Below are 24,347 nucleotides of genomic sequence, written 5' to 3'. Positions count from 1 at the left end.
TTTCGCGCCGGCGCAGCGCCTCGCCGCCCCACCCCAATCTCCACGCATCGAACGCCAAGCCATGTCCGACCAGACGAACTCCCAGCCGCAGGACGAAAACCACCTGATCGCCGAGCGCCGCGAAAAACTCGCCGCCTGGCGCGCCAGTGGCCGCGCCTTCCCCAACGACTTCTCGCGCGAGAACACCGCCGGCAAGCTCGACGAACTGTATGGCGACAAGGAGCCCGAGGCGCTCGAGGCGACACCGGTCGAGGTGAAGGTCGCTGGCCGCGTCATGCTCAAGCGGGTGATGGGCAAGGCCAGCTTCATCACCATCCAGGACCTGTCGGGCCGCATCCAGCTCTACGTGCAGCGTGACGGCGTGGGCGAGGACGTGTATGCCGAATTCAAGACCTGGGACATCGGCGACATCGTCGGCTGCGTCGGCACGGTGTTCAAGACCAAGACCGGCGAGCTCACCGTCAAGGCGGCCGAGATCCGCCTGCTGACCAAGAGCCTGCGTCCGTTGCCGGACAAGTTCCACGGCCTCACCGACGTCGAGCAGAAGTACCGTCAGCGCTATGTCGACATGATCATGAACGAGCAGACGCGCTTCACCTTCGTGGCGCGCAGTCGCATCGTGCAGTCGATCCGCAACTACATGACCGGCCACGGCTTCCTCGAGGTCGAGACGCCGATGATGCACCCGATTCCTGGCGGCGCAACGGCCAAGCCCTTCACCACCCATCACAACGCCCTCGACATGGAGCTGTTCCTGCGCATCGCGCCCGAGCTCTACCTCAAGCGCCTGGTGGTCGGCGGCTTCGAGAAGGTGTTCGAGGTCAACCGCAACTTCCGCAACGAGGGCCTGTCGCCGCGCCACAACCCGGAATTCACGATGATGGAGTTCTATGAGGCGTATGCGGACTACCGCAGCCTGATGAACTTCACCGAGGGCCTCATCCGCCAGGCCGCGCGCGAGGCGCTCGGCACCGAGTCCTTCGTCTACCAGGGGCGCGAGCTCGACCTGTCGCGCCCCTTCCATCGCCTCACCATCGTCGAGGCGATCCGCAAGCACCACCCGGGCTTCAACCTCGAGCAACTGGCCGACGCCGAGTGGCTGAAGGAAAAGATCGTCGCCTTCGGCGAGAAGGTGAAGCCGGGCGGCCTGGGCAGCCTGCAGCTGCAGCTGTTCGAGGCCTGCGCGGAAGACCAGCTGTGGGAGCCGACCTTCATCATCGACTACCCGGTCGAGGTCTCGCCGCTGGCACGCGCCTCGGACACCAACCCCGAGATCACCGAGCGCTTCGAGCTCTTCATCGTCGGCCGCGAGATCGCCAACGGCTTCTCCGAGCTCAACGATGCCGAAGACCAGGCGGCGCGCTTCCTGGCCCAGGTCCGGGCCAAGGACGCCGGCGACGAAGAAGCCATGTACTTCGATGCCGACTACATTCGCGCGCTCGAATACGGCCTGCCCCCGACCGGCGGCTGCGGCATCGGCATCGACCGCCTGGTGATGCTGCTCACCGACGCCCCCTCCATCCGCGACGTCATCCTGTTCCCGCAGATGCGCAAGGAATGAGCGCCTGAGCGCTGTTCCTGCCCGCGGCGCCCATCCGATCCCCGCCGGCGCCCCCGCTCATGAGCCGGGGCGCCGGCGGCCGCATCCGTCCAACTGCCTCGTGCCGCCATGGATACCGTCCAGATCGTCGTCCTCGCCATTCTCCAGGGGCTCACCGAGTTCCTGCCGATCTCCAGCTCGGCGCACCTGATCCTGTTCCCGCGCCTTGCCGGCTGGGAAGACCAGGGCCTGGCCTTCGACGTGGCGGTGCACCTGGGCACCCTCGTTGCGGTGCTCGGGTACTTCCGCGACGAGATCCTCGCCATGACGCGCGACTGGGCGGCGTCGCTGCTTCGACGCCAGCGCGTGGGCGACAGTCGGCTGGCGTGGGCGGTCATCCTCGGTACCATCCCGGTCGGACTCGCCGGACTGCTGCTCAAGGGCTTCGTCGAACAGGCGCTGCGCTCGCCGCTGATCATCGCGTGGACGACGATCGGCTTCGGCCTGCTGCTCTGGGTGGCGGACCGCCACTGCCGCACGGTCGAGCGTCCGCGCAGCGAGCATGCGCTCACCCGCCGCGACATTCTGCTCATTGGCTGCGCGCAGGCCCTCGCCCTCATCCCGGGCACCTCGCGCTCCGGCGTCACCATGACCGCCGGCCTGCTGCTCGGCCTGTCGCGCTCGGGCGCGGCGCGCTTCTCGTTCCTGCTGTCGATCCCGGTCATCGTGCTGGCCGGCGGCCTGAGCGCACTCGACCTGATCAAGGAAGAGCACGTCGTGAATTGGTCGGCGATGGCCATGGGCGCGCTGCTCTCCGCGCTCAGCGCCTATCTGTGCATCCACCTCTTCCTGAAGCTCCTCGACCGGGTCGGCATGCTGCCCTTCGTCATCTACCGGCTCGCCCTCGGCGCCTTCCTGCTGGCACTGTTCTGGGGCCAGTAAGCTGAGCGCGGCCACCCGCACGCGGATCGCGCTGGGCGCCGACGTCCGCCTGACCCGCTACCGGCGGATCGCGGCCGCCTGACCGGCCTCGCCCGGCGCACCGCCGGCACGTTCGGCGCGCAGTTCGGCCAGTTCCTGGCGCAGGTTCCTGAGCTCGGCCATCACCTGCTCGTGTTCGCTCGCCACCAGCTCGCGCGTTTCTTCCTGCTCGGCGTGGTCGCTGGTGTTCATCGCATCGACGACGATGGCGATGAACAGGTTGAGCACGGCAAAGGTGGTCGTCAGGATGAAGATCACGAAGAACAGCCAGGCCAGCGGGTGCACCGCCATCACCGGACGCACGATGCCCATCGACCACGACTCCAGCGTCATGACCTGGAACAGCGTGTAGAAGGACGCGCCGATGCTGCCGAACCACTCGGGGAAGTCGCCGGCAAAGAGCTTGGTCGCCATCACCGCCGACACGTAGAACACCAGCAGCAACAGGGTCAGCACCGAGCTCATACCCGGGATCGCGCGCAGCAGCGCACTGACCACCTTGCGCATCGAGGGCACGACCGAGATCAGGCGCAGCGCACGCAGGATGCGCAGGGCACGCAGCACCGACACCCCCTCGCCCACCGGCAGGAGGGTCACGCCGACGATCAGGAAATCGAACACATTCCAGCCGCTGCGAAAGAAGTTGTGCCGATACACGATGAGCTTGAGCACGATCTCGAGCACGAAGATGGCGAGCGCGATGCGATCGAGCACGACCAGCAGGCTGCCGGCCGTGGCCATCACCGAGGGCGAGGTCTCGAGACCGAGCGTGATCGCGTTGATGACGATCACCGCAATGATGAAGTTCTGGAAGCGGGAAGATTCGACGAGAGCTTTGAGTGCGGGCATGGGTCAATACGGGCTGATCAAAATGGCCGGCGCGCAAGCTACCATTACGCGCTTGCAAAAACCACCTCGAGGCCGGGCCCACGCCCCGGGCCTCGACGCCCCCAGGCAGCCGCCGCCCATGCCCATCGTTCCCGCCCGCCTCGAACACAGCGCCGAAGGCGTCCCCTACTCCAGCGCCTTCGACGACATCTATCACGCCAGCGACGGCGGCCTGGGCCAGGCCCGGCACGTGTTCCTGGCCGGCAACGGACTGCCGCGGCGCTGGCAGGGGCGCGAGCACTTCGTCGTGCTCGAGACCGGCTTCGGCCTCGGGCTCAACTTCCTCGCCACCTGGGCCGCCTGGCGCGAGGACCCGAGCCGTTGCACCCGCTTGCACTTTGTCTCCTGCGAACTGCACCCGTTCACCCGCGAGGACCTCGCCTGCCTGCAGGCACGCTGGCCCGAGCTCGGCGCGCTGGCGGCGCAATTGCAGGCGCAATGGCCGGCCCTGACCCCCGGCGTGCATCGCCTGCACCTGGACGAGGGCCGCGTCATGCTGACCCTGTACCTGGGCGACGCCCGCGACGGCCTGGCACAGCTGGTGGCGCGCGCGGATGCCTTCTACCTGGACGGCTTCGCCCCGGCAAAGAACCCCGAGCTATGGTCGCCGCGGATTTTCCATCTGCTCGCCGGCCTGGCCGCGCCCGGCGCCACGCTGGCCACCTGGTCGGTCGCCGGCGAGGTCCGCAACGGCCTGCGCCACGCCGGCTTCGAGCTCGAGAAGGTGCCGGGCTTCGCCAGCAAGCGCCAGATGTTGCGAGGCCGGCTCGTCCACGGCCGCGGCCAGCTCGAACGCAGCGCCGGGGCGCCGGAAGCGGCCCGGCACGCCCTCGTGATCGGTGCCGGCCTGGCCGGCTGCAGCATCGCCGAGCGCCTCGCCGAGCGCGGCTGGACGGTGGAACTGATCGAGCGGGCGACGGGGCCGGCCAGCGGCGCCTCGGGCAATCTGGCCGGCGTGCTGCGCCCGCTGCCCAGCCTCGACGACAACCGCATGAGCCGGCTGACCCGCGCCGGCACGCTCCATGGCTGGGCCCACATTGCCCGCCTGCGGGCACGCGGTGTCCACGTGCGCGCCGAGGCCTGCGGCGTGCTGCACCTGGCGCGCGATGGAGCCCAGGAGGCCAAGATGCGGGCCGTGGCCGAACGCCTGGCCATGCCTGAGGCCCACCTGCGCTACCTCACCGCCGGCGAAGCGGCGGACCTGGCAGGCTGCGCGGTGGCCGCCGGTGGCTGGTGGTTTGCCGACAGCGGCTGGGTTCAGCCCCCCAGCCTGTGCGCGGCCAACCTCGCCGCAGCGGGGCCCCGACTGCGGACCCTTTTCGGCCAGGCCGTGAGCCGGCTCGAGCGCCACGCCGATCTGTGGCAGGCAATGGATGCTGCGGGCCGCTGCATCGCCGCGGCGCCGGTGGCGATCCTCGCCGCGGGGGTGGGCGTGCGTGAGCTGATCGGCGCCGAACGCCTGCCCGTGGTCAGCGCCCGCGGCCAGGTCTCGCTGCTGCCGGCTGACGCTGCCAGCCCACCGCGCGTCGTCGTGTGCCGCGGCGGCTATGTCAGCCCCGAAATCGACGGCCTGCGCTGCGCGGGCGCCACTTTCGACGTCAACGATGAGGACCCCGCGCTGCACGCAGCGGATCACGCCGAGAACCTCGCCAGGCTCGAAGCGATGCTGCCGGGCTTCACCCGCGCACTGGGCACGGTTCCGCTGCAGGGCCGCGTCGGCTTCCGCCCGGCCTCGCCCGACCGCCTGCCGATGGTCGGTGCCCTGCCGCAGGTCGGGGTGACCCACGCCAATGAAGGGCTGGCCGGGCTTGCTCGCCAGCCCGGGCTCCACGTGCTGTCGGGCTACGGCGCACGCGGCCTGGTGTGGTCGGCGCTGGCAGCCGAAGCCCTCGCCAGCGCGCTGTCGGGCGAGCCGCTGCCGCTCGAGCGCGAGCTATGGGACGCGCTCGACCCCGGCCGCTTTCTGCTGCGTCCAGCCCGACAAGGCGCCATCAGGGAATGACGACCGCGCGCATCAAGGCGCTGCGGGCAGCCCTCGATCTGACCGAGTGGCGCCTGGAGACCACCCAGCGCCTCGCCCAGGTGGGCGACTGGGAGCTCGACCGCGACAGCGGACGCATGACCTGGTCGCGTGAGCTGTTCCGCCTGTTCGAGCGCCCCGAGGCGCTGGGCGAGCCCGACATCAACGAGGCGCTCGCGCATTACACCCCTGCCTCGCTGGACCGCACACGCGACCTCTTCTGGCACGCGATCGACACCGGCGACCGCTGCACGCTCGAGCAGGAGGTGCTGCTGCCCTCGGGCCAGTTGCGCCACCATGTCACGGTGATCGAGCCGCACAAGGATGCGAACGGGCGGGTGTTCAGGCTCTACGGCACGGTGCAGGACATCACCGCGCGCAAGCGCCTCGAGGCCGAGCGCCTGCGCCACCTCGCGCGCCTGGCCGAGCTGTCGCGCCACCTGATCGCGGTCGAGGAGTCCGAGCGCCGCCAGCTCGCCAGCGCCCTGCACGATCGCGCCAGCCCCAACCTCGCGGCGCTGCACATCCTGCTCGCCAACCTGGTCGACAGCCTGCCCGACGCGGTTCGCCGCGCGTGCGAGCCCACGCTCGAGGACGCTGCTGCCCTGCTTGCCGACACCACGGCGGGAATTCGCGAGATCTGCACCGACCTCAGGCCGGCGACGCTGGACTACGCCGGCCTCGAACCTGCGCTGCGCGAGTATGTCGAAGCCTTCAGGAAGCGCACCAGGATCGACGTGGTGTTCGCAGCGACGGGCGAGCACATCCACAGCCTCGAATCGAGCGCGCAGACCTTGCTGTTCAGGCTCGTGAAGGAGGCCCTGACGAACTGCGCCAAGCATGCCTGTGCCGGGCGCATCCAGATCGCTCTCGACAGCAATGCGAGGCAGACGCGGCTGAGCATTGCCGACGATGGCGTCGGCTTCGATTTCGCCCAGCTCGGCGAACCAGGCAACACCCCGGGTCTGGGCCTGATCACGATGCGCGAACGCGTCGAACTGGCCGGGGGCGTGTTCGTCCTGTTGACCCGTCCGGGAGACGGCACCGTGATCGAGGTGTCGATCCCCCACTCCCGTCCGCTGCCGGAGCGACCATCATGAAGCTTCGCATCGCGCTTGCCGACGACCACCAGATGTTTCGTCACGCCCTGCGTGCGCTGCTCGCGCGCGCCCCCGATCTCGAGGTCGTGGCCGAGGCGGCCAGCGGCGCGGAGGTGCTCGCCGTCGCCGCCACACAGCCCATCGACCTCGTCTGCATGGACATTGCCATGCCCGGCATGAACGGCATCGAGGCGACGCACAAGCTGCTTGCCGCGCATCCTGCGATACGCGTGATCGGGCTGTCGGCCTACGCCGACCGCCAGTTCGTCATCGAGCTCCTCAACGCCGGCGCCCGCGGCTACATCACCAAGGCCGAAGCAGGCGACGAACTGCTGCGTGCGATCCGCACCGTGCGCCAGGGCCGCACCTACCTGTGCCCCGACGTGGCGGGCACGGTGACCGGCGCCTTGCGCGACCGCGACGAACTCGACACCGCCGTACCCCGCCTCACGGCGCGCGAACGCCAGGTGCTGCAACTGATCGCCGAGGGCTACACCTCGCCGCGCATCGCCGAGCGCCTGCACGTCGCGCCCTCCACCGTCGAGGTGCATCGGCGCAACATCATGCGCAAGCTCGACCTGCACAACGTGGCCGAGCTCACCCGCTACGCGATCACCAACGGCATCAGCCCGAGCGCGGTCAGCGAGGTTCCACGGCAGGTTTGAAGGGTGCACAGGGGACGCCTACCGGTTTCCAGGTAGGCAGAACAAGCGGAAGCGGGTATGTGCCCACGATGGGCATTTCGCTAGCATTTACAGCTTGAGGTTTTCCAGTACCTCGCTTCCGGAGATCGCCATGAGCACCTATTCCACCACCGCAAGATTCGCCGCAACGGCCAACACCAGCATCGCGCACCTGCAGGCCTACGCCCAGATCGCCATCGACGCCTCCGAGAAGCTTCTCGCCCTCAACCTCGACACCGCCCGCACGCTGTGTGAACTGGCCTCCAGCAGCGCCGCGCAGATCGACCTCAAGGATCCGCAGGACACGCTGGCCAGGCAGTCCGCCTCGCAGAGCAAGGGCTTCGAGCACCTCACCGACTACCTGCGCGGCGTCGGCGAACTGTACGTGCAAACCCAGAACGACGTCGCCGATGTTGGCGCGCGCCAGTTCGCTGACCTGCAGCGCTCCTTCCAGTCGCTGTTCGACGAGGCCGGCAAGCTGACCATGGTCAACCCGCTCGACATCATCGCCGCACCCGAGACGAGCAGCCCGCGCCAGCGCAAGGCGGCCTGATCGCCCCCGCTCGCAGCCAGAAAAGCCCCGGCCCGACCGGGGCTTTTTCTTGCCCCCGAGCGGGATGCTTGATGATCATCAAGCATCCATCGGCACAGAGCCCGCGGATCGACTGAGGCTTCACGATTCTTGATGCCGATCAACGCGGCTATCCGTCAGCCTGCAAGAGTGCGCACCAGGAGTCGGTCATCGTCGTGGTCGACGACAGGACGCGCAAGCTCAAGGTGGTGATCCGCGATCCGCGCCTGATCACACCGACCGGCAAGTTCAACGTCTATAACACCCAGCACGACGTCCCTTAAAATCGAGGGGCCCGGAGGGCACAGCGTCCGACCGGCATGGTGCCGGCACCGCCGGTCGGACGACGGACGAAGGGCCTGACTCTCTTGAACACACGGTTACGACGCGGTACTTGGGCACAACGGGACTTCCTGTCCCGCTGTGCCATCTTTTTTGGACTCTCGCCCGAACGCCTCGACGGGCTCGAGCGCGCCGGGCGCCTGCTCGAGCTTTCGAGCCACGCCATGCTGTATCGCGCCGGTGAGCCGGTACGCGAGGCCTGGCTGCTGTGCAGTGGCAGCGTCGTGCGTTTCCTGCCCCTCGAGGACGCTGGCCGCAAGGTCATCGAGGTCGTGCAAACCCCGCAGCTGCTCAACCTGGGTGAAACCTTCAGCGCCACGCACTACCAGTCATCGTGCGAGAGCAGCACGCGCTGCATCCTCGTCGCCATCGACCTGCGGGTGCTGCGTGCGATGATGGCCGCGGAGCCCGCGCTGAGCGCGAACCTGATCGAGACCCTGGCCCGCCGCCAGGTTGCGGTCGAAACCGACAGCCGCGGACATCATCGCAGCACCACCGGCGCCCAGCGCATCCTCGACTACCTCCTCGCACAGGCAGGCGACCGCAACGCGCTGGCCGGTGAGACCACCGTCACGCTCAAGGCCACCAAGAAGGTGATCGCCTCGCAGGTGGGCCTCACGCCCGAGGCCTTCTCGCGCAGCCTGCGCCAGTTGATCGACCAGGGCGTGCTGATGGTCGACAAGCGCAACTTCCATATCCAGCACGCCGCCCTGCTCGATACCGGACTGGGCGACTCCGCCCACCGTCTGAAGTTCGCGCGCAAGTCGCGACGCGATGCCGCGAACACGGCTGGCCAACCCGCCCCCGGTGCGCTCATCAATCTCTGCGGTCGGCTGCGGTTTCTGTCGCAGCGACTGGCGATTGCCTGGGCCCGGCTCGCCTGGTCGATCTCGCCCGCCGATGCGAGCGTCAGCCTGCGTCAGTTCGACAGCGAGTTCGAGCGCATGCTGGCACGCCTGCGCGGGCTGCCGCTCGAGGCCGCCCTGCACGAACCCCTGGCGGCCGTGCTCCAGGCCTGGCCCGCCTACCGCCAGGCCCTGTTTGCCGGCGGCGTCTCCGCGGCGGACAGCGCGAGCCTCCTGCGCCAGAGCGAAGCGCTGCTCGAGGCCGCAGACCGCCTGACCGGCGCGGCCGAACACTGCGCCGGTACGCCGGACGCGCGCTACGTCAACGTCGCAGGCAGAAACCGCATGCTGTCGCAGCGCATCGGCAAGCTGTACCTCTTTCGCGAGCTGGTCGACGCCCGCAGTTGGGTCGACGAGCAGATCGCCGCCTCGATTGCCGAGTTCGAGGCCAATCTTGACGAACTGCGCCACAGTGGCCGCCGGCTCGCGGAACTCGTCGCCCAGCTCGACGAGGTCGGCCAGCAGTGGGAAAAATTCCGCCGCGCGCTCGAGCCCGACCCGTCCCATCTGAACAGAACCCGACACGCCCGCCTGCTGCTCGCCGAGGGCGACCGCCTGCTGCGCTATGTCGACACGACCGTCAAGCTCTACGAAAGGCTGAGCAAGTGAGGCGCCACGACCCGGGCCGGGGCTGGCGCATGGATACAGGCACCTGAACGTCAATGTCATCGAAATCAACCCTGAAGCACGGCCTTGAGCATGTCCGCGAGCTGCTCGGCATTCCCCACCGCGGCCAGCACGGCGGCGAGCCCTGGGTGGCGAGCGTGGGCGGCCTGCTCGGCATCGCGCTCGTGGTGGCGGTCACCCAGGCCATGCTCGGCACCGAGGCGGCGGTCTTCGTCGTGCCCTCGCTCGGCGCGGCCGCGGTGATCGTGTTCGCCGCGCCACACAGCCAGTTCGCCCAGCCCTGGCCGCTGCTTGCCGGCAACATGTTGTCGGCGCTCGTGGGCGTGCTGTGCCAGCTCGTGATCCGCGAGCCGACCCTGGCGGGCGCGGCGGCGGTGGGGGGCGCGATCGGCGTCATGCACCTGGCGCGCTGCATCCATCCGCCGGGGGGCGCGACCGCGCTCGCCGCCGTGGTCGGCGGCCCGGCGATCCACGAACTGGGCTTTGCCTACGCGCTCTACCCGGTCGGGCTGAACTGCCTGATCCTGGCCGCTGCCGCGGCCCTCTTCAACTACCCCTTTCCGTGGCGGCGCTACCCGGCCAGCCTGACGCACTACGCGCCGCTGCCGCCGGGCCGTGGCGGCGCCGGCTACCCCCGGCCCAGCGACGATCAGGTGCGCGAGGCCATGGACGAGCTCAATGTCGTCATCGACGTCAGTCCGGAAGAATTGCGCCAGGTGATCCACCACGCGATGTCGATCGCGCAGCGCAACGCCGACAGCCTGCTGCCCCAGGTGAAGGCCGGACACTTCTACTGCAATGACCGCCCCGGCCAGCAATGGTCGGTACGCCAGATCATCGACGAGCACCGCTCGGCCAATCCGGACCAGGACATCGTCATCTACCGGGTGGTCGCCGGGAAGGGCTTGAATCGCACCGGGAGCTGCACCCGGCTCGAGTTCGCACGCTGGGTGGGGAGCGAGTTCCGCCCCCGACGCAAGCCATCGTGAGGCGGGCCCAGGCCGCTTGGCCCAGGCAGTGAGGCTTCAGAGCTGACGATCGAGTCGTGCCAGGACGCGATCGCGGCCGAGCACCTCGAGCACGGCGTCGATCGACGGCGTCTGCGGCACGCCGAGCACCGCCACCCGCAGCGGAATCGCCACCTGAGGCATCTTCAATCCGTGCTCGGCCATGGTGTCCTTGATCGCCTGGCTCAGCGCCGCCCTCTCCCACGCGACCTCGGCGAGCCGGCCGCGCAGGCTGGCAAGGGCCGCACGCGCGGTCTCGGTCAGGTGCTGGCCGATGACCTCCGGCGCAGGATGGACGTCGGCGACGAAGAGCGCCGCCGAGTCGGCCAGCTCATTGAGGTTGGCGACCCGGTCCTTGTACAGCGCCACCACCGCCTCCAGCGCCACCCCGGTTTCGGGATTCACGCCACGGCGCGCCAGGCGGTTGGCCACCTCGGCCGCCAGCAAGCGATCGTCGGCCTTCTTGATGTACTGCGCGTTGAGCCAGTTGAGCTTCTCGGTGTTGAACTGCGCCGCCGAGGGCGTGATGTGGTCGAGGTCGAACCACTCGACGAACTGCTGGCGGCTGAAGATCTCGTCGTCGCCATGGCTCCAGCCCAGGCGCGCGAGGTAGTTGATCACCGCCTCGGGCAGGTAGCCGTCGTCGTCGTACTGCATCACGCTCACCGCGCCGTGGCGCTTGGAGAGCTTGGTGCCGTCGTCACCGAGGATCATCGACAGGTGGGCGTACAGCGGCACCTCGGCACCGAGCGCGCGCAGCACGTTGATCTGGCGCGGGGTGTTATTGACATGGTCGTCGCCGCGGATGACATGGGTGATGCCCATGTCCCAGTCATCGACCACCACGCAGAAGTTGTAGGTCGGCGTGCCATCGGCGCGGGCGATGATGAAGTCGTCGAGCTCCGCATTGCCGATCTCGATGCGGCCCTTGACCAGATCGTCCCACGCCACCACACCCTCGGTCGGGTTACGGAAGCGCACCACCGGCTGCACGCCTTCGGGCGGCGGCGGCAGGACCTTGCCCGCCTCGGGCCGCCAGCGGCCGTCGTAGCGCGGCTTCTCACCGCGCGCGCGCTGCTCCTCGCGGATGCGGTCGAGCTCTTCGGGCGACATGTAGCAGTGATACGCGGTGCCGGCAGCCAGCATCTGCCGGATGACCTCCTTGTACCGGTCCATGCGCTGCATCTGATAGAACGGGCCTTCGTCGTGCTCCAGGCCCAGCCAGTGCATGCCGTCGAGGATGGCCTGCACCGCCTCGGGCGTGGAGCGAGCGACGTCGGTATCCTCGATGCGCAGGATGAAGGCGCCGCCGTGGCGACGGGCGAAGGCCCACGAGAACAGCGCGGTGCGGGCGCCACCGATGTGCAGGTAGCCGGTGGGGCTGGGGGCGAAGCGGGTACGGATGGGGCGGGATGCTGAAGTCATCGTTCTAAGTCGGTTCTGGGTCGATTGAATGCAGTGTTATCTCGGGTCGAGGCGCCGGGGCTGAGCTCAGCTCAGCAACAGCTTGTCGTCGTCGACCTCCTCGCCGCGCACCTTCTCGAACATCTCGAGCAGGTGATGCACGTCGAGGCCTTCGCGCTCGGTGCCGGACACATCCAGCACGACCCGGCCCTGGTGCAGCATCACCGTGCGCTGGCCGACGTCGAGCGCCTGGCGCATCGAGTGCGTCACCATCATCGTGGTGAGCTTGTGCTCGGCGACGATGCGCACCGTGAGCTCGAGCACGAAGGCCGCGGTGCGCGGGTCGAGCGCCGCGGTGTGCTCGTCGAGCAGCAGCAGGCGCGAGGGCTGCAGCGCAGCCATCAGCAGGCTCACCGCCTGGCGCTGGCCGCCCGAGAGCAGGCCGATGCGGTCGGACAGGCGGTTCTCCAGGCCCAGGCCCAGGGTCGCCAGCTGGGCGCGGAACTCCTCGCGCAGCGCCGGCTTGACCGCAAACGAGAAGCCGCGCCGCTCGCCGCGCATCTTGGCGAGCGCCATGTTCTCCTCGATCGTCAGGTCCTCGCAGGTGCCGGCGAGCGGGTCCTGGAACACGCGCGCGACGTGGCGCGCACGCGCCCACACCGGCTGGCGGGTCATATCGATGCCGTCGATCTCGATCGTGCCGCTGTCGACCCGCTGCTCGCCGGACACGGCATTGAGGAAGGTCGACTTGCCGGCGCCGTTGGAGCCGATCACGGTGACGAACTGCCCGGTCGGGATCTCGAGCGACATGCCGCGCAGGGCCTGGGTCTCGATCGGCGTGCCGGGGTTGAAGGTCAGATGCAGGTCGGTTGCCTTGAGCATGTCAGTTTCCTTTCCTCCCGGACCAGTGGGCGCGTAGCCTGGGCACCACCAGCGCGACCGTCACCAGCACGGCGGTGACGAGGTTGAGGTCCTGCGCCTGCAGGCCGATGAAGTCGGAATTGAGCGCCACGGCGATGAAGAAGCGATAGACGATGGCGCCGACGATGACCGCGATCGTCGCCAGGTAGAGCTTGCGCGAGGGCAGCAGGCTCTCGCCGACGATCACCGCCGCGAGGCCGATGACGATGGTGCCCACGCCCATCGAGATGTCCGCCCCGCCCTGGGTCTGCGCGAACAGCGCGCCCGCCAGGCCGACCAGCGCGTTCGACAGCGCCATGCCGGCGAGCACCGCCAGCCCGGTATTGACGCCCTGTGCGCGCGCCATGCGCGCGTTGGAGCCGGTGGCGCGGATGGCGAGCCCGGTCTGGGTGGAGAAATAGGCGTCGAGGCCGAGCTTGACCACGATCACGATCAGCACCAGCAGCAGCGGCCGGAAGACGTAATCGACCAGCGCCTCGGGCTGCAGCAGGTTGAACACCGTCGGCTCCATGATCAGCGGCACATTGGGCTTGCCCATGATGCGCAGGTTGATCGAGTACAGCGCGATCATCATCAGGATGCTGGCGAGCAGGTCCATGATCTTGAGGCGCACGTTGAGCCAGCCGGTGATCATGCCGGCGACCGCCCCCGCGACCGTCGCCGCGATGGTGGCGGTGAAGGGGTCGGAGCCGGAGGCGATCATGGTCGCGGCGACGGCGCCACCGAGCGGAAAGCTGCCATCGACGGTCAGGTCGGGAAAGCGCAGCAGGCGAAAGGAGATGTACACACCGAGGGCGACCAGGCTGAAGATCAGACCGATCTCCAGCGCCCCGAGCAAGGTGTAGAGCGACATGAGCAATGACCGATGAGGGAAGACAGTGGGGCACCCGCGACGGGCGCCCCGCGCCGGTGCGCCGGCGGCTTACTCGACGACCTGGGCCGCGTCCTTGACGAGATCCTCGGACAAGCTGATGCCCTGGCGCTGGGCCGCCGCCGGGTTCACATACAGCTCGAGCGTGTTGCTGGTCTCGGAGGCGATGTCGCCGGGCTTCTCGCCGTTGAGGATGCGCGCCACGATCTGGCCGGTCTGCACGCCCAGCGCCTTGTAGTCCATGCCGTAGGCTGCCACCGCGCCGCGCTTGACGCTGTCGGTGTCGGCGGCCACCAGCGGAATCTTCGCATCCATGCCGACCTTGACCAGGGCCTCGTAGGCCGACACCACGTTGTTGTCGGTGCTGGTATAGAAGACGTCGACCTTTCCGATCAGGCTGCGCGCGGCCGAGCCGACGTCGACCGAACGCGGCGCCGCCGCCTCGACCAGGCTCATGCCGTGCTTGGGCAGCAGGCTGCGCATGTGCTCGAGCACCACCACCGAGTTGGCCTCGCCCGGGTTGAACACCATGCCGACGCGCTTGGCCTCGGGCGTCACGCGCTTGATCAGCTCGATCTGCTTGTCGAGCTCGAGCGCATCGGACACGCCGGTGATGTTGCTGCCCGAGGCGGTGAGCGCGGGCACGAGCTTGGCCGCGACCGGGTCGGTCACCGCGGAGTACACCAGCGGGATGGTCTTCGTGGCCGCCGCCACCGCCTGGGCCGAAGGCGTGGCGATGGCCACGATCACATCGACCCGGTCGCCGACGAACTTGCGCGCGATCTGCGCCGCCGTGCCGGTATTGCCTTGCGCGCTCTGGTACTGCCACTTGAGGTTGCTGCCCTCCTCGAAGCCGGCCTCGGCCAGGCCCTGCTTGACGCCATCGCGCACGGCGTCCAGCGCCGGGTGCTCGACGATGGCGGTGATGGCGACGGACTTCTGCTGGGCATGGGCCGGGGCGGTCATCGCAAAAGCCAGCGCCAGCGCGCCGAACAAGGCATTGCGGGTGATCTTGAAGCGCATGAAAAACTCCTTGGCGGCCCTGTCGGCCTGAAATGGTCAGCAAACGCAGCCTGCCGCGGCGCAGGCGAAAACGCGCAAGTGTACCGAGGGCAAGCGTTTTTCGCGACAGAAACCGACAAGGCCAGCGAAGCCTGCCGCGCGCAGGACGAGCCGCGCCACCGGCATCCGCTTGCATCAAAGACTGTATTTTTTTACAGTTCCAAAGTGATTCCAGCGTATGCCGAACTCCATTGCCTCAGCAACTTCAGCTTCCAGCGTGGCGCCTCGCACCCCGAGGAGCTCGTCGCGCAGGCGGCGGCCTTCGGCTATGCCGCAATCGCCCTCACCGACGAGTGCTCGCTCGCGGGCGTGGTACGCGCCCACCGCGCCCTGCAGGCCCTGCCTGGCGAGCACCGCCCGCGGCTGATCATCGGCAGCGAGCTGCAGCTCACCGACGGCCCCTGCATCGTGCTGCTGGCGACGACGCGCGCCGGCTACGGCCAGCTGTCGCGCCTCATCACCCAGGCCCGGCGTGCCGCAGTCAAGGGGACGTACCAGCTCACGCGGGCCATGCTCGATGCGGCCTGCAGCGCCGGCGCGCAGCGCGACTGTCTCGCCTTGCTGGTGCCACCCGCCGCCTTTCCTCCCCCGGCCTTCCCCGCCGCCGCCTTCCCACCCTCGGGACACCCACCCCTCACCGCGCTCGACCCCCCCCTCGACGCCGCCAGCACAGCCCCTGAAGGCCCCCAAGCCTCCCCCGCCCACCAAGCTCTCGAAGCCGACGCGGTCTGGCTGGCGCAGCGTTATCCCGGCCGCGCCTGGATGGCGGTGACGGTGCGGCTCGACGGCCGCGACCGCGCGCGCATCACCCTGCTGCGCCGCATCGCCCGCAGCGCCGGCATCCCGGCGGTGGCCGCCAGCGGCGCGCTGATGCACGCCCGCGAGCGCCGCCCACTGGCCGACGTGATGACCGCGCTGCGCCTGCACTGCAGCGTGGCCGAAGCCGGGCTGGCGCTGGCCGCCAATGCCGAGCAGCGCCTGCACGACCGCGACACCCTCGCCCGCCGCTATCCGCCCGCCCTGCTCGCCGAAACCCTGGCGGTCGCCGAACGCTGCAGCTTCAGCCTCGACGAGCTGCGCTACGAATACCCCGCCGAACTCGTCCCCGACGGCGAAACCCCGGCGCGCTGGCTGCGCCGGCTGGTCGAGGGCGGGCTGGCATGGCGCTACGGCAAGGATGCAAAGGCCCCCTGCGCGCCCCCTTCCGCGCCTGCGGGCAGGCAAACCACACCGCCGCGCATCGCCCGCCCCGCCTCCACCGCCACCCCGCCACGACCGGCCGAGGACCCCGCACCACCGCCGGTGCGCGCGCAAATCGAACACGAGCTGGCGCTGATCGCCGAGCTCGGCTACGAGCCCTACTTCCTCACCGTGCACGACATCGTCCGCTTCGCCCGCGAGGCCGGCATCCTGTGCCAGGGCCGCGGCTCGGCGGCGAACTCGGTGGTGTGCTGGGCGCTCGGCATCACCGAGGTCGATCCGCAGCTCGGCATCATGCTGGTCGAGCGCTTCATCTCGCGCGAGCGCAACGAGCCGCCCGACATCGACGTCGACTTCGAGCACGACCGCCGCGAGGAAGTCATCCAGTACATCTACCGCAAGTACGGCCGCGAGCGCGCCGCGCTGGCCGCCACCGTGATCAGCTACCGCGCGCGCAGCGCGCTGCGCGACGTCGGCCGCGCACTCGGCCTGGACGAAGCGCTGGTCGAGCGCCTGACGCGCGCGCACCACTGGTTCGACGGCCGCCGCATCCAGCCCGAACGCCTGATGGAGGCCGGGCTCGACTCCGCCAGCCCGGTCACCCGGCGCCTGGTCGCACTCACCGAGGAACTCATCGGCTTTCCGCGCCACCTGTCGCAGCACGTCGGCGGCTTCGTCATCGCCCGTGGCCGGCTCGACGAGCTGGTGCCGGTCGAGAACGCCGCCATGGCCGAGCGCACCGTGATCCAGTGGGACAAGGACGACCTCGACGCCGTCGGCCTGATGAAGATCGACGTGCTCGCGCTCGGCATGCTGTCGGCGCTGCGCCGCGGGCTGGCACTGGTATCGGCCTGGCGCGAGCGACCGCTGACGCTGGCGACGATCCCGCGCGAGCGACCCGAGGTGTACGAGATGCTGTCGCGGGCGGACTCGGTCGGCGTGTTCCAGGTCGAATCGCGCGCCCAGATGACCATGCTGCCGCGCTTGAAACCGCGCCGCTTCTACGACCTCGTGGTGGAAGTCGCCATCGTGCGCCCCGGGCCGATCCAGGGCGGCATGGTCCACCCCTACCTGCAGGCGCGCGAGCGCGCCGCGCGCGGCGAGGATCCGATGGACGGGCTGCGCGAGGAGATCCGCGGCGTGCTGGCGCGCACGCTGGGGGTGCCGATCTTCCAGGAACAGGTGATGCAGCTCGCCGTGGTGGCGGCCGATTTCAGCGGCGGCGAGGCCGACCAGTTGCGCCGCGCGATGGGCGCCTGGCGACGCCCGGGCGAGCTCGAGCGCTACCGCGAAAAGCTGCTCGCCGGGCTGGCGAAGAACCGCTACGACCCCGACTTCGCCCAGCGCCTGTGCCAGCAGATCGAAGGCTTCGGCAGCTACGGCTTTCCCGAATCCCACGCCGCCAGCTTTGCGCTGCTGGTCTATGCCTCGGCCTGGTTGAAGTGCTTCGAGCCTGCAGCCTTTCTCGCCGCCCTGCTCAACAGCCAGCCGATGGGCTTCTATTCGCCTTCGCAACTGATCCAGGATGCGCGCCGCCACGGCGTCGAGGTGCGCGCGGCGGACGTCACCCGGAGCGAATGGGATTGCACCCTGGAGCCTGCCACCTCGCAGCCCGCTGTGCGCCTCGGCCTGCGCCTGATCCGTGGCCTCGCCCGGGACGCCGCCGCGCGCATCGTCGCCGCCCGCGCCGAGCGCGCCTTTGCCGACACCCAGGAGCTCGCCGCCCGTGCCCGGCTGGACGCCGGTGACCTGCGCACGCTCGCCGCCGGCGGCGCCCTCGTCACCCTCGCCGGCCATCGCCGCCAGGCCCTGTGGCAGGCGAGCGGCGCCGCGCCCCTGCCCGGCCTGCTCGCCGGCGCCCCCGGCGGCGACGTCGCCGCCACCCTGGCGGCACCGGCCGAGGCCGAGGATCTGCTGGCCGATTACGCCCGTCTCGGCTTCACCCTCGGCCGCCACCCGCTGTCATTCGTGCGCGAGCAGCTCGCCCGCCTGCGCTTTCTCACCGCGGCCGACATCGCCCTCGCCGCCGACCGCATGCTCGCCCGCGGCGCCGGCCTGGTCACTTGCCGCCAGCGCCCCGGCACCGCCAAGGGCACGCTGTTCGTCACCCTGGAAGACGAAACCGGGCTCACCAACGTCATCGTCCGCGCCGAACTCTTCGAGCAGCAGCGCCGCATCCTGCTCGGCGCGCGGCTGCTGGGCGTGTTCGGCCAGATCAGCCGCCAGGGGCGCGTCGTGCATCTGGTGGCGAGCCGGGTGGTCGACCACTCCGCGCTGCTGGGCACGCTCGAGGCCAGCAGCCGGGACTTTCACTGAAGGCCCGCGATCACCCCTGCTGCATCGCCTCGCGCCGCTGCCGCAGCGCCAGCCAGATCAGCGCGACACCGGTCAGCCCCACCGGGACCAGCGAGCCGACGTTGAGCCAGGTCCAGCCTTGCGTGGTCACCAGCGCACCGGAGGCGAACGAGGTCAGCGCCATCACCGCGAACACCGCGAAGTTGATCGCCGCCTGCGCCTTGTCCTTCTCTTCCGGCCGATAGGCCTGCATCGCCAGCGTGGTGCTGCCGGTGAAGAGGAAGTTCCAGCCCACGCCGAGCAGGAACAGCCCGATCAGGAACTGGTGCAGGTCCTGACCCGACAGCGCGACCCCGATGCAGGCCAGGTTGAGCGCCACGCCCACCCCCATGACCTGCAGCACGCCGAAGCGCTTGATCAGGTGCCCGGTGAAGAAGCCCGGCGCGAACATGCCGATCACGTGCCACTCGAGCACCAGCGCGGCGTCCGAGAAAGGCATGCCGCACACGTCCATCGCCAGCGGCGTGGCCGCCATCAACAGGTTCATCACCCCATAGCCCAGGGCCGCACCGAGGGTGGACACGATGAACACCGGCTGGCGCATGATCTCGGCGAGCGGGCGACCACCGCCCGCTCCGGCCTTCTTCCCGGGCTCGGGCGGAAACGCGATGCCGGCCATGACCGCCATCGACACCAGGGCCACCACCGCCAGCGCCAGGTAGGAACCCATGAAGGGCGCCCCCATCGCCTCGCGAGTGTGATTGGCCAGGTTGGGGCCGACCACCGCGCCGATCAGGCCGCCCGCCAGCACCAGCGACACCGCCTTCTCGCGGAAGGCAGGCGGCGCCAGTTCGCCGGCGGCAAAGCGGTAGAGCTGGCCGTTGGCGCTGTAGTAGCCCGCGATCACCGTACCCGCCACCAACAGCCAGAAGCTGCCGATCGACAGCGCGAAGGCGCACAGCAGCGCGGTCGCGAAGGCCACCGCCAGGCCGAGCTGGAACGAGACCTTGCGCCCCCATTGCCGCTGCGTGCGCGCCACCAGCCCGGTCGACAGTGCCCCGCCCACCACGTAGCCCATCACCGGCAGGGTTGCCATCCAGGCCGCGGGCGCGAGCGCCAGCCCCACCAGGCCGTTGATCGCGATGAAGACCACGTTGTTCGTCAGGAACAGGCCCTGGGCAATGGCCAGCAGCCAGAGGTTCTTCTTCATAAGGAAATGCTTGTTTTAAAGGATGGGAAATGTACCTGTAATTGACCGCTCACCCCAGCCTTGCGCGGCAGGCGGAACCATTCGCCGCCCGTCTTCTCTTCTTTTTTAGCCGGTAACGTGCACCAGCGGGCCTCAATTTGAGCTCGGGTCAGGTCGGTCCAAGCCTGCGACCATAGCGGGCTGCGTCTAGAATAGCTTTCATTGTGCGTCGCAGCATTAACTCATAGGTCGGCACAATGATGCTCATTGACTCGCAGATGCCGTTGTTTTGCTAACCTGCAGATGTGAGCAGCGAAGACAGGGCCGGGCGATGCTTCCGGGCAGCCCTTGCTGGAGCGGCGAAAGTCAGCTTTGCCGGTCGATCACGAAGTTGTCGTTCCTGAGCCAATACAGCCAACCAAGGAGATGCAAATGAGTGCGGACAACACCTCAAGCGCCGGCAAGTGCCCGGTCATGCACGGCGGCAACACGGCGGCGGGCAATTCAGTCATGGAATGGTGGCCGAAGGCCCTGAACCTCGACATCCTCCACCAGCACGACACCAAGACCAATCCGCTGGGACCGGACTTCAACTATCGCGAAGAGCTCAAGAAGCTGGACGTCGACGCGCTCAAGAAGGACCTCAAGGCGCTGATGACAGACAGCCAGGAATGGTGGCCGGCCGACTGGGGCCACTATGGCGGCCTGATGATCCGCATGGCCTGGCACGCCGCCGGCACCTACCGCGTGGCCGACGGCCGCGGCGGCGGCGGCACCGGCAACCAGCGCTTCGCGCCGATCAACTCCTGGCCCGACAACGGCAACCTCGACAAGGCGCGCCGCCTGCTGTGGCCGATCAAGAAGAAGTACGGCAACAAGATCAGCTGGGCCGACCTCATCATCCTCGCCGGCAACATGGCCTACGAGTCGATGGGCTTCAAGACCTTCGGCTTCGGCTTCGGCCGCGAGGACATCTGGCACCCCGAGAAGGACACCTACTGGGGTGCCGAGAAGGAGTGGCTGGCCCCCAGCGGCAGCGAGGGTAGCCGCTATTCGGGTGAACGCGACCTGGAGAACCCGCTCGCCGCGGTGATGATGGGCCTGATCTACGTGAACCCGGAAGGCGTCGACGGCAAGCCCGACCCGATCAAGACCGCCCATGACGTACGCGTGACCTTCGCCCGCATGGCGATGAACGACGAGGAGACCGTGGCGCTCACCGCCGGCGGCCACACCGTCGGCAAGACGCACGGCAATGGCAGCGCGGCCAACCTCGGCCCGGCCCCGGAAGGCGCCGAGATCGAGGAGCAGGGCCTGGGCTGGATGAACCACACCACCCGTGGCATCGGCCGCGACGCCGTGACCAGCGGCATCGAAGGCGCATGGACCTCCCATCCGACGAAGTGGGACAACGGCTACTTCGACATGCTGTTCAAGCACGACTGGTGGCTGCAGAAGTCGCCCGCCGGCGCCTGGCAGTGGGAGCCGGTCAACATCGCCGAGGAAGACATGCCGGTCGACGTGGAAGACCCGTCGATCCGCCGCAAGCCGATCATGACCGACGCCGACATGGCGATGCGCTTCGACCCCGAATATCGCAAGATCGCCGAACGCTTCCGCAACGACCAGGCCGCCTTCGAGGACGCCTTTGCCCGCGCCTGGTTCAAGCTGACCCACCGCGACATGGGCCCGAAGGCGCGCTACATCGGCCCCGACGTGCCTTCTGAAGACCTGATCTGGCAGGACCCGACGCCGGCCGGCAACAAGAACTACGACGTCGCCGCGGTGAAGGCGAAGATCGCCGCCGCCGGCCTGTCGGTTGGCGACATGGTTGCCACCGCCTGGGACAGTGCGCGCACCTTCCGCGGCTCGGACTACCGCGGTGGTGCCAACGGTGCGCGCATCCGGCTCGCCCCGCAGAAGGACTGGGAAGGCAACGAGCCGGCGCGTCTGTCCAGGGTGCTGGCGGCGTACGAGAAGATCGCTGCGGAGTCCGGCGCCAGCGTGGCCGACGTGATCGTGCTCGGCGGCAACGTCGGCCTGGAGCAGGCGATCAAGGCCGCCGGCTTCAATGTCGACGTCCCGTTTGCCCCGGGTCGTGGCGATGCCAGCCAGGCGCAGACCGACGTCGAGTCCTTCGAGGTGCTCGAGCCGCTGCATGACGGCTTCCGCAACTGGCAGAAGAAGGACTACGTGGTCCAGCCCGAGGAGATGCTGCTCGACCGCGCCCAGTTGCTCGGCCTGACCGCGCCCGAGATGACCGTGCTGATCGGCGGCCTGCGCGTGCTCGGCGCCAATCACGGCGGCAGCCAACACGGCGTGTTCACCGATCGCGTCGGCGCGCTCACCAACGACTTCTTCGTCAATCTGACCGACATGGCCTTCAGCTGGAAGCCGACCGGGCGCAACAGCTACGCCATCGTCGATCGCAAGTCCGGCGTCACCAAGTGGACGGCAACCCGCGTCGATCTGGTGTTCGGCTCCAACTCCATCCTGCGCGCCTACGCCGAGGTCTATGCGCAGGACGACAACAAGGAGAAGTTCGTGCGCGACTTCGTCGCCGCGTGGACGAAGGTCATGAACGCCGACCGCTTCGATCTGGCCTGAGGTCCTCCGGGCCCTATCCGCCCGCCGCGTGCGCAAGCATGCCGCGGGCGGAGCGCGGATCGTGTCATGCCATCGAGCCCAATGGGGCCCCTGCTTCGGCGCCTGCTAGTGATCCTTGCCGGCCTCCGCCAGCATGGCGCCGAAGTATTTCTCACCCACCCAGATCAGCACCGCAGGCGGGATCATTTGGCCACGCGCCGGGTTGACCGATGTGCGGTCAAGGACGGCTGCGCCTGTTGCCGAAGCGGCTGCCGCCAGGCCGACGCCCTTGCGGACGGCGCCGTTCGTCCTCATCGTCGCGCTTGGGTTTGGGCATCAGCAGATTCTTTCCGCCCTGCTGCGCCAGCTTGGCGTGCTCCTGCAGCGCGGCTTCGAAGTTCGCCGCACTGATCTCTGCACTGGTCTCAACTCCCGCCTGCTCGGCCGCCGGCTTCCAGGCCGCCAGGCGCTCACGCACCAGGAAGACACGCTCGTCGGCTTCGGCCTTTTTGGGCAGACCCTCGACCAGTTGCACGGCCACCGGCGTCAGGACGTAGCCCTCGCCTGCCTTGACCAGAAGGCCATGGGTGAAGAAGCGCGCAAAGGCCGTCGCCCACGCGCCGGGCGCGGTGACCGGAAAGCCCATGAACTCGGCCGCCGCGACGATATCGGTCAGCGCGGCGGGCCGCCGCTTGGCGGCGATCAGGGTCGCCAGCAGCAGCTGCGCGTCGGTGTCGTGGATGGGATACATGGAGGGTCTGTCTGCCGGTTACGTTGTCAAGCGCGCCATGATGCCTGAGGCGCGGCGATCCGGTGGGGCGGAATTCGGCCGCAATCGGGCGTGCGGGGTCGTCGCAAGGGTCGTGACGAATCGCTCGGCGCCACACCCGGACGACTCACCCGACCTGGCAGGCCAGCCCCTTGAGGTATTCGCCTTCCGGCACCGCGAGCCCGATCGGATGATCCGGTGCGGCCGAGAGCCGGTAGATGATGCGCGCGTCCACACCGGCATCGATCGCCGCGCCGGCGACGATCTTCTGGAACAGTTCCTGGCCGATGCCACCCGAGCACGAGTAGGTCATCAGGATGCCGCCCGGATTGAGCAGGCGGAAGCCGAACAGGTTGATGTCCTTGTAGGCGCGCGCGGCACGCTCGGCGTGCGCGGCCGAGGGTGCGAACTTGGGTGGATCGAGCACGATCAGGTCGAACTTGCGGCCCTCGTCCTTCAGCGCGCGCAGGGCCTTGAACACGTCCGCCTCCTGCCACTCGGCGCGGCTCACATCGAGCTGCGGGTTGAGCGCGAGGTTGCGGCGCGCCGAATCCAGCGCCGGAGCGGAGGAATCGATCGAAAGGACGGACTCCGCGCCGCCGGCGAGCGCCTGCAGCGAGAAGCCGCCGGTGTAGCAGAAGCAGTTCAGCACCGCGCGCCCGGCGGCGAGCTGGCCGGTGAGCAGGCGGTTGTCGCGCTGGTCGAGGTAGAAGCCGGTCTTGTGCCCGCCCTCCACATCCACCTCCATGCGCACACCGTTCTCGACGATGGTGATCCCGCCCGCCGGCAGTTCGCCATGCGCGCAGCCGGTGCGCGGCTCCAGGCCTTCCAGCCCGCGCACTTCCGAATCCGAACGCTCATACACCGCTGCGCAGCCGGTGGCCTGCACCAGCCCGGCGACGATGGCCTCGCGCCACTTGTCCGCGCCGGCGCTGGTGAGCTGCAGCACCACCACGTCGCCGTAGCGGTCGGCGATCACACCCGGCAGGCCGTCCGATTCGCCATGGATCAGGCGCACGCCCGCCTGCCCACGCAGCGCCGGGATCGCAGCGCGGCGCGCCACCGAGGCCGCCACCGCGCGCTTGAAGAAGGCGTGGTCGATCGCCGCCTCGGCATCGAAGCTCCACACCCGCGCGCGGATCTGCGAAGACGGCGACCACGCTGCACGCGCCAGCGCCTTGCCTTCGGCCGTCACCACCGTGACCGTGTCGCCCGGCCGCGCGCGGCCGTCAAGGCGCTCGACCGAACCGGCGAAGATCCAGGGATGGCGGCGGAACAGCGAGCGTTCCTTGCCGGGGTGGAGGATGAGTTGGGCCATGGCGGGATTCCAGGGGGGATGCAATCAGGTCGGCGAGTGTACCGGCTCGTCGTGCCATGGCCCAAGCG

General features: G+C 68.9%; 18 protein-coding genes and 1 pseudogene. 11 read left to right on the top strand and 8 right to left on the bottom strand.

The features are described from left to right. Positions 1 to 61 precede the first annotated feature (61 nt). Entirely contained in the window at positions 62 to 1,561 is a 1,500-nt protein-coding gene (lysS, locus tag ACMV5O_RS15305) for a lysine--tRNA ligase (protein WP_416164265.1), read from the top strand. Positions 1,562 to 1,669: 108 nt separating this feature from the next. Continuing rightward, positions 1,670 to 2,482 carry an undecaprenyl-diphosphate phosphatase gene (locus ACMV5O_RS15300; protein WP_416164264.1) on the top strand — a complete coding sequence of 271 codons (813 nt, stop codon included), beginning with the start codon at positions 1,670 to 1,672 and terminating at the stop codon, positions 2,480 to 2,482. 57 nt (positions 2,483 to 2,539) lie between these two features. Here ACMV5O_RS15300 and ACMV5O_RS15295 read toward each other — a convergent pair whose 3' ends face one another. After that, on the bottom strand, positions 2,540 to 3,370 hold the full coding sequence (locus tag ACMV5O_RS15295) for an ion transporter (protein WP_416164263.1): 831 nt from the start codon (positions 3,368 to 3,370) through the stop codon (positions 2,540 to 2,542). A 118-nt stretch (positions 3,371 to 3,488) separates the two neighbouring features. Between ACMV5O_RS15295 and mnmC the strand changes: the two genes are divergently transcribed. The 7 genes and pseudogenes from mnmC to ACMV5O_RS15260 all read left to right on the top strand — a co-directional run bounded on the left by mnmC (position 3,489) and on the right by ACMV5O_RS15260 (position 10,646). Then, the gene (gene mnmC / locus ACMV5O_RS15290) at positions 3,489 to 5,411 is read left to right on the top strand and encodes a bifunctional tRNA (5-methylaminomethyl-2-thiouridine)(34)-methyltransferase MnmD/FAD-dependent 5-carboxymethylaminomethyl-2-thiouridine(34) oxidoreductase MnmC (protein ID WP_416164262.1); all 1,923 of its coding nucleotides are present in this window, start codon (positions 3,489 to 3,491) and stop codon (positions 5,409 to 5,411) included. Then, positions 5,408 to 6,529, top strand: a complete 1,122-nt coding sequence (locus ACMV5O_RS15285) for an ATP-binding protein (RefSeq protein WP_416164261.1) — start codon at positions 5,408 to 5,410, stop codon at positions 6,527 to 6,529. Before mnmC ends, ACMV5O_RS15285 begins: the two co-directional genes overlap by 4 nt. Then, entirely contained in the window at positions 6,526 to 7,194 is a 669-nt protein-coding gene (locus ACMV5O_RS15280; protein ID WP_416164260.1) for a response regulator, read from the top strand. Before ACMV5O_RS15285 ends, ACMV5O_RS15280 begins: the two co-directional genes overlap by 4 nt. A 130-nt stretch (positions 7,195 to 7,324) precedes the next feature. Beyond that, the gene (locus ACMV5O_RS15275) at positions 7,325 to 7,765 is read left to right on the top strand and encodes a phasin family protein (protein ID WP_416164259.1); all 441 of its coding nucleotides are present in this window, start codon (positions 7,325 to 7,327) and stop codon (positions 7,763 to 7,765) included. A gap of 182 nt (positions 7,766 to 7,947) precedes the next feature. Then, positions 7,948 to 8,067 (top strand): annotated as a pseudogene (locus tag ACMV5O_RS15270) (cytochrome D1 domain-containing protein); the annotation flags it as partial. A gap of 36 nt (positions 8,068 to 8,103) precedes the next feature. Continuing rightward, positions 8,104 to 9,639 (top strand): type IV pili methyl-accepting chemotaxis transducer N-terminal domain-containing protein, encoded by a 1,536-nt coding sequence (locus tag ACMV5O_RS15265; protein ID WP_416164258.1) that lies wholly within the window; start codon positions 8,104 to 8,106, stop codon positions 9,637 to 9,639. 53 nt (positions 9,640 to 9,692) lie between these two features. Then, positions 9,693 to 10,646, top strand: coding sequence for an HPP family protein (locus ACMV5O_RS15260; protein ID WP_416164257.1), 954 nt, complete (start codon positions 9,693 to 9,695; stop codon positions 10,644 to 10,646). Between the two features lie 36 nt (positions 10,647 to 10,682). On the opposite strand, the gene gltX is transcribed toward ACMV5O_RS15260, so the two are convergent. The 4 genes from gltX to ACMV5O_RS15240 all read right to left on the bottom strand — a co-directional run bounded on the left by gltX (position 10,683) and on the right by ACMV5O_RS15240 (position 14,883). Continuing rightward, positions 10,683 to 12,089, bottom strand: a complete 1,407-nt coding sequence (gene gltX / locus ACMV5O_RS15255) for a glutamate--tRNA ligase (RefSeq protein WP_416164256.1) — start codon at positions 12,087 to 12,089, stop codon at positions 10,683 to 10,685. Between the two features lie 66 nt (positions 12,090 to 12,155). After that, positions 12,156 to 12,950 carry an ABC transporter ATP-binding protein gene (locus ACMV5O_RS15250; protein WP_416164255.1) on the bottom strand — a complete coding sequence of 265 codons (795 nt, stop codon included), beginning with the start codon at positions 12,948 to 12,950 and terminating at the stop codon, positions 12,156 to 12,158. A gap of 1 nt (position 12,951) precedes the next feature. Further along, positions 12,952 to 13,842: an ABC transporter permease gene (locus ACMV5O_RS15245; protein WP_416164254.1), complete on the bottom strand. Its 891-nt coding sequence runs from the start codon at positions 13,840 to 13,842 to the stop codon at positions 12,952 to 12,954. Positions 13,843 to 13,911: 69 nt separating this feature from the next. Then, on the bottom strand, positions 13,912 to 14,883 hold the full coding sequence (locus tag ACMV5O_RS15240) for an ABC transporter substrate-binding protein (protein WP_416164253.1): 972 nt from the start codon (positions 14,881 to 14,883) through the stop codon (positions 13,912 to 13,914). Between the two features lie 204 nt (positions 14,884 to 15,087). Between ACMV5O_RS15240 and ACMV5O_RS15235 the strand changes: the two genes are divergently transcribed. Beyond that, on the top strand, positions 15,088 to 18,438 hold the full coding sequence (locus tag ACMV5O_RS15235) for an error-prone DNA polymerase (RefSeq protein ID WP_416164252.1): 3,351 nt from the start codon (positions 15,088 to 15,090) through the stop codon (positions 18,436 to 18,438). 10 nt (positions 18,439 to 18,448) lie between these two features. Here ACMV5O_RS15235 and ACMV5O_RS15230 read toward each other — a convergent pair whose 3' ends face one another. Then, positions 18,449 to 19,627: an MFS transporter gene (locus ACMV5O_RS15230; protein WP_324540221.1), complete on the bottom strand. Its 1,179-nt coding sequence runs from the start codon at positions 19,625 to 19,627 to the stop codon at positions 18,449 to 18,451. 411 nt (positions 19,628 to 20,038) lie between these two features. On the opposite strand from ACMV5O_RS15230, the gene katG reads away from it, so the two are divergent. After that, on the top strand, positions 20,039 to 22,213 hold the full coding sequence (gene katG, locus ACMV5O_RS15225) for a catalase/peroxidase HPI (RefSeq protein WP_416164251.1): 2,175 nt from the start codon (positions 20,039 to 20,041) through the stop codon (positions 22,211 to 22,213). A gap of 217 nt (positions 22,214 to 22,430) precedes the next feature. Here the strand turns inward: katG and ACMV5O_RS15220 are convergent, their stop codons facing one another. Together ACMV5O_RS15220 and ACMV5O_RS15215 are read right to left on the bottom strand one after the other, a co-directional pair. After that, positions 22,431 to 22,943 carry a hypothetical protein gene (locus tag ACMV5O_RS15220; protein ID WP_416164250.1) on the bottom strand — a complete coding sequence of 171 codons (513 nt, stop codon included), beginning with the start codon at positions 22,941 to 22,943 and terminating at the stop codon, positions 22,431 to 22,433. A gap of 145 nt (positions 22,944 to 23,088) precedes the next feature. Next, entirely contained in the window at positions 23,089 to 24,279 is a 1,191-nt protein-coding gene (locus tag ACMV5O_RS15215; protein WP_416164249.1) for a class I SAM-dependent rRNA methyltransferase, read from the bottom strand. Positions 24,280 to 24,347: the final 68 nt, after the last annotated feature.

It is taken from the genome of Thauera sp. WH-1, assembly GCF_047806685.1.
GTDB lineage: Bacteria > Pseudomonadota > Gammaproteobacteria > Burkholderiales > Rhodocyclaceae > Thauera.
This window is presented reverse-complemented; position numbering and strand designations above follow the sequence as displayed.

Bases quoted from the DNA above. Each gene is read 5' to 3' on its own strand.
- lysS (WP_416164265.1), top strand. From the start codon at position 62: ATGTCCGACCAGACGAACTCCCAGCCGCAGGACGAAAACCACCTGATC.
- ACMV5O_RS15300 (WP_416164264.1), top strand. From the start codon at position 1,670: ATGGATACCGTCCAGATCGTCGTCCTCGCCATTCTCCAGGGGCTCACC.
- ACMV5O_RS15295 (WP_416164263.1), bottom strand. From the start codon at position 3,370: ATGCCCGCACTCAAAGCTCTCGTCGAATCTTCCCGCTTCCAGAACTTC.
- mnmC (WP_416164262.1), top strand. From the start codon at position 3,489: ATGCCCATCGTTCCCGCCCGCCTCGAACACAGCGCCGAAGGCGTCCCC.
- ACMV5O_RS15285 (WP_416164261.1), top strand. From the start codon at position 5,408: ATGACGACCGCGCGCATCAAGGCGCTGCGGGCAGCCCTCGATCTGACC.
- ACMV5O_RS15280 (WP_416164260.1), top strand. From the start codon at position 6,526: ATGAAGCTTCGCATCGCGCTTGCCGACGACCACCAGATGTTTCGTCAC.
- ACMV5O_RS15275 (WP_416164259.1), top strand. From the start codon at position 7,325: ATGAGCACCTATTCCACCACCGCAAGATTCGCCGCAACGGCCAACACC.
- ACMV5O_RS15265 (WP_416164258.1), top strand. From the start codon at position 8,104: ATGGTGCCGGCACCGCCGGTCGGACGACGGACGAAGGGCCTGACTCTC.
- ACMV5O_RS15260 (WP_416164257.1), top strand. From the start codon at position 9,693: ATGTCATCGAAATCAACCCTGAAGCACGGCCTTGAGCATGTCCGCGAG.
- gltX (WP_416164256.1), bottom strand. From the start codon at position 12,089: ATGACTTCAGCATCCCGCCCCATCCGTACCCGCTTCGCCCCCAGCCCC.
- ACMV5O_RS15250 (WP_416164255.1), bottom strand. From the start codon at position 12,950: ATGCTCAAGGCAACCGACCTGCATCTGACCTTCAACCCCGGCACGCCG.
- ACMV5O_RS15245 (WP_416164254.1), bottom strand. From the start codon at position 13,842: ATGTCGCTCTACACCTTGCTCGGGGCGCTGGAGATCGGTCTGATCTTC.
- ACMV5O_RS15240 (WP_416164253.1), bottom strand. From the start codon at position 14,883: ATGCGCTTCAAGATCACCCGCAATGCCTTGTTCGGCGCGCTGGCGCTG.
- ACMV5O_RS15230 (WP_324540221.1), bottom strand. From the start codon at position 19,627: ATGAAGAAGAACCTCTGGCTGCTGGCCATTGCCCAGGGCCTGTTCCTG.
- katG (WP_416164251.1), top strand. From the start codon at position 20,039: ATGAGTGCGGACAACACCTCAAGCGCCGGCAAGTGCCCGGTCATGCAC.
- ACMV5O_RS15220 (WP_416164250.1), bottom strand. From the start codon at position 22,943: ATGTATCCCATCCACGACACCGACGCGCAGCTGCTGCTGGCGACCCTG.
- ACMV5O_RS15215 (WP_416164249.1), bottom strand. From the start codon at position 24,279: ATGGCCCAACTCATCCTCCACCCCGGCAAGGAACGCTCGCTGTTCCGC.